We start from the raw sequence: 12,714 nt of genomic DNA, 5'->3' as shown, positions 1-12,714 counted from the left end.
TGGATAATGGGAGAGAGAGAAATGAATCAACTTAGTGCAACTGCTGTTCATCCGCTTGACGCCGCTCTGAAACAAATAGGGTCCCTCATGGCCGAGGCCGGCGACAAGCGGAATGCGGATCGGCTGCTGGAGCTGCGCGGCAAATTACATGCCGGGCAGCTTGCAGCCGCATTCTGCGGGCATTTCTCCGCAGGCAAATCGACGCTGGTCAACAAGCTCTGTGGAACGGAGCTGCTGCCTTCAAGTCCGATCCCGACAAGCGCCAATGTGGTTACAATCCAAAGCGGGGAGCCCAAAGCAACCATCACCCGTATGCGGGGCGGCAGAGAAGAGACGCTGGACATTGCCCTGGAGCTGCTGGATGATTACTGTAAGGATGGGGAAGGGGTTCAATCGATTTCCTTGTCTTATCCGATTCCACGGCTTGGCGGTCACACTGTACTTCTGGATACGCCCGGCATCGACTCGACTGATGACGCTCACCGGATGGCGACCGAATCGGCGCTGCATTTGGCAGACGTCGTTTTTTACGTTATGGACTATAACCACGTACAGTCGGAAATCAATTTTTCCTTCGCCAAGCAGTTGAAGGACTGGGGCAAGCCGCTCTATCTGATCGTCAATCAAATCGACAAGCACCGCGACAGCGAGCTAAGTTTTGAAGCTTATCGTCAAAGCGTGGATGAAGCGTTCGCCAACTGGCATCTGGAGCCGAGCGGGATCGTTTATTTGTCGCTCCGGGAGCCCGGCCATCCCTATTCGGAGTGGGCGAAGCTTGAGGGGCTGCTGACGGAGCTCGCCGGGCTGCGCGGCCCTCTGGCTCTCTGCAGCGTAGATGCTTCAGCGCGGCACTTGATCCGTTCCCACGGTAAAGTGCTGGATGAGCTTGCAGAGCCCGAGCGGGAGCTTTTATTGGCGGCAGCCGGCGGAGAAGAAGGGTCGCAGCAGGCTGCTGAGGAGCTGTCCGGGTTAAAAGCTCAGCTGGCAGAGCTGGAGGCGCAGTCAGACGGTCTTCCCGTCCGCCTGCGCCTCGAGATGCAGCGCCTGCTCGACAATGCGAATGTGACGCCGGCTCCGACGCGTGATCTGGCGCAGTCGTTTCTGGAGAGCCGTAAGCCCGGCTTTAAGATGGGGCTGCTCTTTTCCGGCGGTAAAACGGCCGCGGAGCAGGAGCGGCGCCTTGCGGCCTTTCAAGCGGATTTTGAATCCCTGGTGAAAGCCGGGATTGAATGGCATTTGCTGGACTTGCTCCGCAAGGCTGCCGATGAAATCGGATGGCGCGGGGAAGCGATGGAGCAGCAGCTGGTCGCGGCGATTGCCGGACCTATGGAAGCGCAGTGGCTCTTGAATCACGTGAAAGCCGGCGCCGTCTTCGGCAGCGAGTACACGATGAACTACTGCCGCGAGCTTGCCGCGGATGTGAAGGGGATTTACCGCAAGCGGGCGATGGAGTGGATCGACACGCTTGGGCAGCGGGCAGCGGCGGCCGGCGAAGCTGCAGCCGCTCCTGTGCGCGAACGGCTGGGCGTGCTTGCCGCCCAGGCCGGGGCGCTGGCGCAGCATGCCGCGCTGGCGGAGCGCGCGAGCGTGCACCTGGCGCGCCTGGCGGCGCTGCTGCCGCCAGCGCCGGAGCGCCCGGCGCTGCCAGTGCCGCAGGCCGCGGAATCGCCGGGGACTCCGGGCGATTCCGCAGCGCGCATGCTTCGCGGGAATACCCCCGCGAATAACGGCAGCATCAGCACGGTAAACGCCGATGCTCATGGCGCTAATACGGCTGCGGACCAAACACTCGCAGCCGGCAATACATCCAAGCCGCGTCCGGATGGCATCGCCGTCGCGGACAACGACGCTGCCGAAGAGCCCAATTCAGCTCCGCTTCTCGCCTCCGGCAACAGGACTGAACCGCCGGATGGCATCGCCGGAGTCGGGCACCTTGAAGACCGCACGTCGCAACCGGACGAGGCGCCGAATAACAAGTCGGACTCCGGCAGCAATTCGCGGCCGCACGCCGCCGACAGTGACCGCCGACAGGGGGGGCCGAGCGTGGCGCCGCCATCCAAACCGGACAGCGGCGCGCTTGGCCCGCAGCGCCAGGCTGCCGAGCGGCTGTACCGCGCCGCGGATTTGCTTGCGCCCAACCCGGATTTCTCATCCGCCGTGCAGGCAATGCGCGACAAAGCGGGCCGTCTTCAGGGAAGCCGCTTCACCATTGCCTTGTTCGGAGCATTCAGTGCGGGCAAATCCTCGCTGGCGAATGCGCTCTTGGGCGATTCCGTCCTGCCGGTGTCGCCGAATCCGACAACGGCAGCTGTCAACCGTATTGTCGCTCCGGCAGGGGAGAAGGTCCACGGCACTGCGAGCGTATTATTGAAAACGCGGGAAGAAATGCTCGACGATCTTCGCTATTCCTTATCCCTGCTTGGAGAAGCGGCTGAGCGCCTGACGTCTGATCAACTGATGCAAAGCATCGCCAAGCTGTCTCCTGACGGGGTGCATGCCGGCGGCAGGCCGCATTACAGCTTCCTCAAAGCCGCTTACCAAGGCTGGCAGGAGCATGAGTCTCTGCTTGGCAGCGAGCTGCATGTGGACAGCGCAGCCTATCGCCGCTATGTGGCCGAAGAGGCGAAGTCCTGTTTTGTCCGTGAGATTGAGCTCTACCACCATAATCCGCTGACAGCGCAGGGAATTGTTCTTGTAGATACGCCGGGCGCCGATTCCGTCAACGCAAGGCATACGGGCGTCGCCTTCAATTATATTAAGAATGCCGACGCCATTCTGTTTGTAACCTATTATAATCACGCCTTCTCGCAGGCGGACCGCCAGTTTCTGCTGCAGCTGGGCCGTGTGAAGGACCAGTTCGAGCTGGATAAAATGTTCTTCATCGTCAATGCCGCGGATCTCGCGGCCGACAGCGAGGAGCTGGAGAGCGTGCTCGCCCATGTGCAGCGCAATTTGCAGCAGCAGGGCATCCGCTTTCCGCGGATTTTCCCGTTATCCAGCCTGCAGGCATTGGACGGCAAGCTGCGCAGCGACCTGACGTTAATCAACGGTTCGGGCATCGCAGCCTTCGAAGAGGCGTTTCTCTCCTTCACCCGCGATGATCTGGGCCGCCTGGCTGTTGCCTCGGCAGAACTGGAGCTGGAGCGGGCCAGACGCACGCTGGCCGACTGGATTGATGCGGCCTCGGGCGATGCGGCCTCACGCGCGAAAGCGGGGGAAGAGCTGCTCGCAAGCGCCGATATTGCGCGCGGCAGGATCCGCGAGATGGAGCAGCCTTTATCCAGAGGCAATCCCCAGCTGGAGCAGGAGCTTAAAGAGCTGCTGTTTTATGTTCTGCAGCGTGTGCAGCTGCGCTTCGGCGAACACTTTAATTTTGCCTTTAATCCGGCTGTTCTGCAGGATGACGGCCGGGATCTGCGCAAAGCGCTATGGACCGCCTGGCTGGAGCTCCAGCGGCTGCTGCAAATCGAGCTGGCCCAGGAGCTCCAGGCCACTTCGCTTCGCCTGGACAATACGCTTAACCGGTTGGCTGCCAAGCAGTTTGCTGATCTGACCGGAGAGGTGGCAGAGACTCTCCAGGGCTTTCACGCTTCTGCGTTTAAACCGCTGGAGATCCCTACACCGGAGGAGCAGCCTCCCTGGCAGGCGAATGCCATCGATTCCAAATGGCTGTGGAGCCGCTTCAAATCGCCGCGCCACTTCTTCGAAGGGGAGGGCAAGGGGGCGCTGCGCAGCGCCCTGGAGGCTGAATTGACGCAGCCGCTGCAAAGCTGGATTGCCCAGGCAGAGCTTCAGTGGGGAGTGCGATATGACGGCTTCTGGCAAATGGCGGCGCAGGCTATCATCAGGGTTCTTTTGGCGGATATGGAGTCGTTTGTTTCAGGCAAGCTTTCCTCGATCAGAGGAAATACCGATCTGGAGAAGCTCAAACAGCTCCAGAATCAATTGATGATTTTATAAAGACCCAGCTGAAAATAAGAAGAAGAACCTTGCCAATCATCCCTGTGGATGAAGCAAGGTTCTTTGCTGTGAAAAATTAATTTGCAAAAACAAAGACTAATTATGCAAAAACGGAGCAATGTGTGCATGTTGGTCATGATTTGCGACGATATCGAAGAATACCCCCTAACAAATCGTCAATATGGAAGAGAAAGCGGATTCTGCCATCTATATGCGTCGAAGCTCTGTTTGCCGTGTCGGAATGATGCTGTTAATATTCATTCATATTCAATAAAAAAAAGCAAGGAACAAGGAGAGGAAAACCCATTGGACGTCTTTAGGCAACTCAAAGAGTATTATTGGGTCGAACGCAAGAAAATGATTGCATCGATCACGTTTCTGATCTGTGCAACAGCGCTAGGGCTTGTGTACCCCAACATGCTGCGAATCTTGATTGACGATGTCATCAAGCCTCGTGATTTCAAGTGGGTGCCTGCGCTATCGCTAACCGTAGTGGGCATTGTTAGTTTGAAAGGATGCCTGCAGTTTTTACACGGTTATTTTGCCGGCCAGCTCGGCAACCGGGTGGCATTCCGGCTGAGGAACGCATGTTACGAGAAGCTGCAGAAATTATCGTATCAATATTATGATACGGCCAAGACGGGAGACCTGATGTCTCGTCTGACAGCTGATCTGGAGGCGGTGCGGAACTTTATCGCTTTCGGGTTTGCGCAAATTTTGAACATGATTCTGATGATCGTATTCGGGGCGACTATGATGTTTTACATCCACTGGCAGCTTACATTGATCACCTTGGTGACCATGCCGTTTCTGGCATTCGCGGCAGTCCGGTTTGAGAAACAGATCCACCCGGCTTTCCGGGAAATGCGGCTGGCGATGAGCAATTTGACGACGACGGTTCAAGAGAATATCACCGGCATGAGAACGGTGAAATCGTTCGCCCGCGAGCCGCATGAAATCGACAAGTTCTCCAAACGCAGCGATTTGTATAAAGAAAATCAGATCGGCGCATCGCTGTTATGGTCCAAATTCTTCCCGGTCATGGAGCTCCTGGCCAGCTGTTGTGTCGTCATCCTACTCGTTGCGGGCGGTACCCTGGTGATTAACGGGTCTTTGACCCTTGGTTCGCTGGTCGCCTTCTTCAGTATGGTATGGTACATTATCGGACCGATGTGGAATATCGGTTTTCTGATCAACAACTACACGCAGTCCAAGGCTTCCGGAGAGCGTCTTATCGAGTTATTAAACCAATATGTCCATGTTAAAACCAGCGAAGAGCCTGTTGTTCTGGAGGACAACATCGTAGAAGGGCATGTCCGCTTCAGCGGAGTAACGTTTAACTATCCGGATAAAGCCCCGGCTGTTACGAATCTGAACATCGAGGCGCCTCCGGGAACCGTTATCGGCTTGCTGGGCGGAACGGGCTCAGGCAAATCCACCATCATTCAGCTGCTGATGCGCGCCTATAATATCAAGAAGGGCACGATCACGATAGACGGCTTTAATATTAATGATCTTACGCTCGAAAGCTTGCGTTCACATATTGCGATCGTATTTCAGGAGACCTTCCTGTTCTCCTGTTCGATCCGGGACAATATCGCCTACGGCATCAATCAAGTGACGGAGGAGCAAATTATCCAGGCGGCTAAGCTGTCCAAGGCCCATGATTTCATTATGGAGCTGCCCGAGGGCTATGATACCATTGTCGGGGAGCGGGGGATGGGACTGTCCGGCGGGCAAAAGCAGCGTATTGCCATCGCCAGAGCGCTGATCAAGAATCCCAAGGTTCTTGTTCTCGACGATTCCACCAGTGCGGTTGATATGGAGACAGAGCATGAGATTCAAGCGGGCTTCAAAGAGGTTATGGCAGGTCGGACGACTTTCATAATCGCCCACCGGATTTCTTCTTTGCGCCATGCGGACGAGATTCTTGTCATGGACAAAGGACACATTGTACAGCGCGGCAAGCATCAGGATTTAATACGGGTTCCAGGCCCTTATCTGGATACGTACAACATTCAATATGCCGACCGGCCGCAAGTATCTGCAGCAGAGCCGGCAGCAGCAGAAAGAAGGGTCGCCCAGTGAGTGAGCAGAAGACGGCTCGCGGCGATAATCGCGAACGGTTTATTTACAAGGATGACGAACTGATTGAAAAGCCCTTTAACTGGTCGCAGCTGAGCAGGCTGTTCCAGTATATGAAGCCGTACAGCAAGCAGCTGCTTCCTTTGGTCATCGTGACGATGATTCTGGGAACCGCGACGAGACTTGCCGTTCCGGCCATCATCATTGTAGCCATTGATGAAGCCATTGCGCCCAAGAGCGGCGAAACCAGCCTGACCAAGCTATATATGTACGCAGGGCTGATGCTGCTTCTCTATATTATTCAGTGGGCAGCCAACACGTACCGGATCAAGTACACGAGTTTGATTGGACAAAGGGTTATTTATGACCTGCGCCAGGATTTGTTCCGCCATATCCAGAAGCTCTCTTTCCGCTTCTTCGACAAACGGCCTGCCGGCTCGGTGCTTGTCCGGGTAACCAATGACGTCAATGCCCTTCAGGATTTATTCACGAACGGCGTCGTCAACCTGCTGATGGACTGCGTGCAGCTTATTGGTATTGTTATCATCCTCCTGCTGTGGAATTTCAAGCTGGGCGCGGCCGTTATGATCACGGTGCCGCTGATGTTCATCGTATCGGGAGCGCTGCGCAGACGGATTCGTTTTGCCTGGCAGGATGTCCGGATGAAGCAGTCGCGGATTAACGCCCATTTGAATGAAGCGATCCAGGGGATGAAGATTACCCAAGCCTATACGCAGGAAAAAGCGAATTTCTCATTCTTCAATCATATCAATAATACGAATATCAAAGCCTGGAACCGGGCGTCGGCGCTCAATCAGGCATTCGGTCCGATTATCGAAATCACCTCTGCAATCGGGACGCTGATACTGTTCTGGTACGGCTCGCATCTCATCCAGGCCAACGTCATAACAGTAGGCGTGCTGGTCGGATTTGCCAACTATGTGGGGAACTTCTGGGACCCTATCAACCGTCTGGGCCAAATGTACGCGCAGCTGCTGGTCGCCATGGCTTCGTCCGAGCGCATATTCGAGTTCATTGACGAGAAACCGACGGTCGTGGAGCTGCATGAAGCCGATAAACTCCCGGCTATCCGCGGCGACGTCAAATTCGACTCCATCGTCTTTGAATACGAGAAGGGCAGACCGGCTCTGAAGGGCATTACGCTGGACGTAAAAGCAGGCCAGACCATCGCGCTGGTCGGTCATACAGGCTCAGGCAAAAGTACGATTATGAACCTGCTGTGCCGGTTCTATGATCCCGTTGAAGGCGCTGTTCTCGTCGATGGCATTGATATCCGCAATGTAAGCATCGAAAGCCTGCGGTCCCAGGTCGGAATCGTGCTTCAGGATACGTTTATTTTCTCGGGCAGCATCCGGGATAACATCCGTTATGGCCGTCTGAATGCAACGGACGATGAAGTGGTGAAGGCAGCCACGGCGGTAGACGCGCACGACTTTATTATGAATCTGCCTGATGGCTATGACACGCAGGTGCAGGAGCGGGGGAATGCGCTCTCTATGGGGCAGCGTCAACTGCTGTCCTTCGCCCGGGCGCTGCTTGCCGATCCCCGCGTGCTCATTCTCGACGAAGCTACGGCGAGCATCGATACGGAGACAGAGCTCAAAATTCAGGAGGCGCTCAAGACGCTTCTTACGGGGCGCACCTCCTTCATCGTTGCCCACCGTCTGTCGACCATTCGCAATGCTGACAGCATTGTCGTTCTGGATCATGGCGTCATCGTTGAACAAGGCAGTCATGAAGAGCTGATCCGGCATGGAGGCACGTATAACGGCCTGATTGAAGCGCAATATCGTTTTTTATCGGCATAATTCTTGATTTTTTGACGAGGAACCTCCACAATGGAAGAAAACGATAGCGATGTGAGCTGTGCGTCCCATTATGACGTAAGGACAGCAGCTTAGCTCTCATCGGTTTCTTCCAGGAGGTTCTTTTTTTATGTCTTACGGATCACCGCTTACTCCTCATGCCCGAAAAATCATGCTCCTTGGCTCAGGTGAACTGGGCAAGGAAGTTGTCATGGAAGCGCAGCGTCTTGGCATCGAAACTATTGCTGTAGACCGGTATGCCAACGCTCCCGCTATGCAGGTCGCCCATCGCTCCCATGTGATCGACATGCTGGATGCATCGGCGCTTAGAGAGCTTATTCTGCAAGAAAAACCCGATCTCATTGTGCCCGAAATCGAAGCGATTGCCACAAGCGCACTTGTGGAGCTGGAGCAGGAAGGATTTCATGTGATTCCGACAGCCCGCGCCGCTCTGCTGACCATGGACCGCGAAGGAATCAGACGGCTTGCTGCCGAGACGCTTGGCCTGCCCACGGCTCCATACCGTTTTGCCGATACGCTTGAAGAACTGCAGCAGGCAGTGGCTGAGCTGGGTACCCCCTGCGTAGTCAAGCCTATTATGAGCTCATCCGGCAAAGGCCAAAGCGTCTGCCGCTCGGAAGCGGATATCGAAGGCTGCTGGCAGATTGCCATGGACGGGGGACGTGCGAAGAAACAGCGCGTGATCGTGGAAGGATTCATTCATTTCGAGTCCGAGATCACGCTGCTTACGGTCCGTTCCGTGTCGGGTACGGCATTCTGCGCGCCTATTGGACATGTTCAGAAGGACGGCGATTATATTGAATCCTGGCAGCCGCACGCCATGGCGGACAAGCAGATTGCCGAAGCCGAAGCGATAGCGAAAGCGGTAACGGAGGAGCTGGGCGGGTACGGCATCTACGGTGTAGAGCTGTTTTTGACCTCCGAAGGCGTCTTGTTCAGCGAAGTCTCACCCAGACCGCATGATACCGGAATGGTGACGATGGTGACGCAGGATTTATCGGAATTTGCTCTGCACGCCCGGGCGATTCTCGGCTTTCCGATACCTACGATCCGGCTGCTTACGCCTGGCGCTTCCTATACGCTGAAGGCGGACCGGGATTCGGATTCCTTCCGGATCAACGGCATTGGCGAAGCGCTGTCGCTGCCGAATACGCAAGTCCGTGTGTTCGGCAAGCCTGTCACCAAGCCGGGCCGACGTATGGCCGTTGCGCTATGTTCCGCGGATAATACCGAGCAAGCGCGCGAGCTTGCAAGGCAGGCGGCGGAATCGCTAACAATCGAATACAGCTGACTTGTGGTGATCATGATCTCGCCCGAGCGCCAGCGTGAAACGAATCGTCAGGTCCTGAAAATGATCTGATCCGGCTCGGACTTACGCCCGCTCGGGTTTTTACCTGTTTTCCAAAATCCGTCATAATTTGCAAATTCGTGGGCAAAGCTTTATTTTAAACGTATACAGGCCTGATGTACCTTTCCGGGCATCATTTTACATTTTCGAGTAATAGGGGGAAATACATAACATGAAGAGCAATCGGTCGACGGGGCTTTGGAGAGCCGTAAGCATAACCGCGCTTGCTTCCACTCTTCTCCTCCTGTTCGGATTCGGCTACTCGGTCAAAGATATGCTGTGGCCGGCCGGCAAGGCATACGAAGGCGAGAGCTCTGCCGTTCAACCGGAGAAAACAGCGAGCCTCGCGGCAAGTAAAGAAATTCGCATCACGGCTTTTGGCGATTCGTTGACCAAGGGGACCGGAGATGCGACAGGCGAAGGATACGTGAAGCAGGTTGTCCGGCTCCTGCAGGAGAAATTCAGGATTCCTGTTAAGCTGAATAATAATCTGGCCATCAATGGTCTGCGAGCCGATCAGCTTGTGGAACAGCTGAAAACGGATAAGGGCTACCGATATTCCATATCACAAGCAAATTTGATTTTATTTACCATCGGAGGAAACGATTTGTTCCAGATTGCAACCGGTGAAGAGGCAAGCGAGGCAACCGGAAATTTCAGTCTCGACAAGCTGCAGAAGGAGCTGCCTATAGGGATCGCGCGGCTGAAGTCCGTTGTTGCGGAGCTGCATGAAATAAATCCGACGGCACAGGTGGTATATACGGGTATTTATAACCCGTTTTATGATCTGAAGGATTTGCGTGAAGGCAGCCTCGAGGTGCAGAAATGGAACACTCAGGCTTATGAGCTGCTTCATCAATATCCCAATATGACGCTTATCCCAACCTTCGATTTGTTTGAGAATACCATTCAAACCTATATTTCTTCCGATCATTTTCACCCGAATCATGACGGCTACGCGCAAATCGCCGCGCGTATTGCCCAGTCCTTGGAATAGGAGGCTTTATACGATGTGTTCGATGTCCGCTGCCCAACCGCCCCATCAGAAGCTGCAAGCGCCCCAACCGCCTGTTCCAGTGGAAAATCACGAGATTATCATGTCCGTCAAACATGTGAAGAAGAGAATTGGACGTAAAATGATTATTCATGACGTTTCTTTTGATGTCCGTGCCGGTGAAATTTTCGGTTTTCTCGGGCCGAACGGCTCCGGCAAAACAACGACGATCCGGATGCTGGTAGATTTGATCAAACCGACTTCAGGTGAAATCAGCATTTGTGGACATAATGTTCACCAGGACCCTGAGAATGCGCTTAAGCATATTGGCTGTATCGTTGAAAATCCCGAGGTCTATACTTATATGAGCGGGTGGGAGAATCTCGAGCATTTTGCCAGGATGCAGCGCGGAATTGATGAAAAACGCATTCAGGAGGTTGTCGGCGTCGTAGGGCTGGACCAGCGTATTCACGATAAAGTCAAAACATACTCGCTTGGTATGCGCCAAAGGCTGGGCATTGCTCAAGCGCTGCTCGGGAGGCCCAAACTGCTGATTCTGGATGAACCGACGAACGGGCTGGATCCCAAAGGAATCAAGGAGCTGCGGGAATTTGTCCGCATGCTTGCAGGTCAGGGAATGAGCCTGTTTATTTCCAGTCATCTGCTCAGTGAAATTCAATTGATGTGCGACCGCGTCGCCATTATCAGCCATGGACGCGTACTCGCCGTCGGAACGGTTGACGAGCTTGTCAATCAGGCCGGCAGCTATGTAGTCTGGCAGTTCGATCAGTCTGACGCGGGGAGAAGGCTGCTTGCAGGCGAGCCGGATATTGTCTTTGTCGGAGATCACGAGCATCAGATCGATGAGGGGATATTGGCCGGAATGGAGCAGGCCGTCATTACAACGATGCCGCTTGAACGAATCCCGTTCGTCGTTGAGCAAGCAGTTCGGGCCGGCATCGGAGTCCGGGCTGTGCAGCGCGTCGCACCTACGCTCGAGGAGCTATTTTTGAAAATGACGGAGGGGGAGAGCATTGGATAGATTGCTGCCGCTGATACAGAATGAGACGCTGAAAATTTGGAAAAAAAACCGCTTCTACGTGGTCATTCTCGTCCTGCTCGTCCTTATTCCGGTATTTACTTATGCCCAGGTGAAAATTGCCGAAACCAACAAAAAGAATTTCAAGGATTGGCGCAACCAGCTCGTCCAGCAAATCAATGATTATCAGAATACGCTTTCCAGCGAACGGATTCCGGAAGAGTGGAAACGGTATCGAAAAATCGCCGTGCAGCAGCTGCAGTATTATTTGAATCACGATGTAAATCCGAATTCGCCTGACGGGGTAACGTTCACACGGGGATTTATGGAGAATTCCGTCTCGTTGTTCTATCCGCTGCTGGTGCTGGCCATTGCTTCCGACCTGGTGTCGGGTGAACGTTCAAGCGGAACGATCAAAATGCTGCTGACAAGACCGGTACGAAGATGGAAAATATTGTTCAGCAAGCTGGTGGCGCTGACGCTTTATGTCTCTCTGATCGTCATCACGAGCGGTATTCTATGTTATCTCATTTCAGGACTCTTCTTTGGCTATCAGGGCTGGAATATGCCGATATTTACGGGCTTTGTGCTGAATGGCGCAAACGTGGACAACAGCCTGGTTCATGCGCTCCCGCAGTGGCAGTACCTGCTGATGCAATCGGGTCTGATCTGGTTCTCATCGATGACTGTGGCGATACTGGCCTTAATGGTTTCAGTCCTGGTCCGCAGCACAGCGGCAAGCATTGTCACGATGATGGCGGCTGTTATCGCCGGAACAATCCTGGCCAGCATGTCCTCCTCCTGGGAGAGCGCCAAGTATGTCTTTGCCGTCAATCTGCAGCTGACCGACTATCTGGCGGGCTCGCCGCCTCCGATTGAAGGGATGACCCTTACATTTTCGCTTCTCACCTTGGCGGCGTGGGCTGTCGGAGGACTAATTGTGTCATTCACCGTCTTTACGAAACAGGACATCTTGAATTAAAATAGCTTGGGTAAGCGGTGCTTATTTGCGAAAGAACATAAAGGGTCTTGCATATTCGTCAAATATTAGCTTATGCTTACAAGGCAAGTTTTGAGCCGAGACTGGGATTCACCAGTGGTACCACACAATTACTTCAAGAAATGCTTATGAAGCGAGCTTTCGTCTGGTGGAACCAGGTTCTGCTTCCATCAGGCAGAGCCGCGCAAAAACTTGGATTATGCTTACGAAGCGAGTTTTGTGCTCGCGCTGAAGTACATCAAGTTGTATCACACAAAACTTAAGTAACGCTTACGAAGCGAGTTTTTGCTTAAGGGAACCATGTTCTGGTTCCATTAGGCAGAGCCGCGTAAAAACTTGGATTATGCTTACGAAGCGAGTTTTGTGCTCGCGCTGAAGTACATCAAGTTGTATCACACAAAACTTAAGTAACGCTTACGAAGCGAGTTTTTGCTTAAGGGA

At 54.1% G+C, this 12,714-nt stretch carries 7 protein-coding genes; all 7 read left to right on the top strand.

The window, feature by feature from the left end:
- The first annotated feature begins 21 nt into the window (after positions 1–21).
- The 7 genes from AC0YNV_RS38170 (at position 22) to AC0YNV_RS38140 (ending at position 12,255) form a co-directional block, all read left to right on the top strand.
- Positions 22–3,960: a dynamin family protein gene (locus AC0YNV_RS38170; protein WP_475772697.1), complete on the top strand. Its 3,939-nt coding sequence runs from the start codon at positions 22–24 to the stop codon at positions 3,958–3,960.
- A 306-nt stretch (positions 3,961–4,266) separates the two neighbouring features.
- Positions 4,267–6,048 (top strand): ABC transporter ATP-binding protein, encoded by a 1,782-nt coding sequence (locus AC0YNV_RS38165; RefSeq protein WP_475772696.1) that lies wholly within the window; start codon positions 4,267–4,269, stop codon positions 6,046–6,048.
- On the top strand, positions 6,045–7,874 hold the full coding sequence (locus AC0YNV_RS38160) for an ABC transporter ATP-binding protein (protein ID WP_475772695.1): 1,830 nt from the start codon (positions 6,045–6,047) through the stop codon (positions 7,872–7,874). Before AC0YNV_RS38165 ends, AC0YNV_RS38160 begins: the two co-directional genes overlap by 4 nt.
- Positions 7,875–8,001: 127 nt before the next feature.
- On the top strand, positions 8,002–9,183 hold the full coding sequence (gene purT, locus AC0YNV_RS38155) for a formate-dependent phosphoribosylglycinamide formyltransferase (RefSeq protein WP_475772694.1): 1,182 nt from the start codon (positions 8,002–8,004) through the stop codon (positions 9,181–9,183).
- Between the two features lie 229 nt (positions 9,184–9,412).
- The gene (locus AC0YNV_RS38150; protein ID WP_475772693.1) at positions 9,413–10,237 is read left to right on the top strand and encodes a GDSL-type esterase/lipase family protein; all 825 of its coding nucleotides are present in this window, start codon (positions 9,413–9,415) and stop codon (positions 10,235–10,237) included.
- Positions 10,238–10,337: 100 nt separating this feature from the next.
- Positions 10,338–11,276, top strand: coding sequence for an ABC transporter ATP-binding protein (locus AC0YNV_RS38145; protein WP_475772726.1), 939 nt, complete (start codon positions 10,338–10,340; stop codon positions 11,274–11,276).
- Positions 11,269–12,255: an ABC transporter permease gene (locus AC0YNV_RS38140; protein WP_210040390.1), complete on the top strand. Its 987-nt coding sequence runs from the start codon at positions 11,269–11,271 to the stop codon at positions 12,253–12,255. The genes AC0YNV_RS38145 and AC0YNV_RS38140 overlap by 8 nt, the downstream gene beginning before the upstream one ends.
- The last annotated feature ends 459 nt before the right edge of the window (positions 12,256–12,714 follow it).

This window comes from Paenibacillus sp. JT31N11, from assembly GCF_056269285.1.
The sequence above is the reverse complement of the archived record's forward strand: the minus strand, read 5'-3'. Positions and strand labels throughout refer to the sequence as shown.

What these genes read in the sequence shown, in the direction of transcription:
- AC0YNV_RS38170 (WP_475772697.1), top strand. Translation starts at nt 22, where the DNA reads ATGAATCAACTTAGTGCAACTGCTGTTCATCCGCTTGACGCCGCTCTG.
- purT (WP_475772694.1), top strand. Translation starts at nt 8,002, where the DNA reads ATGTCTTACGGATCACCGCTTACTCCTCATGCCCGAAAAATCATGCTC.
- AC0YNV_RS38150 (WP_475772693.1), top strand. Translation starts at nt 9,413, where the DNA reads ATGAAGAGCAATCGGTCGACGGGGCTTTGGAGAGCCGTAAGCATAACC.
- AC0YNV_RS38145 (WP_475772726.1), top strand. Translation starts at nt 10,338, where the DNA reads ATGTCCGTCAAACATGTGAAGAAGAGAATTGGACGTAAAATGATTATT.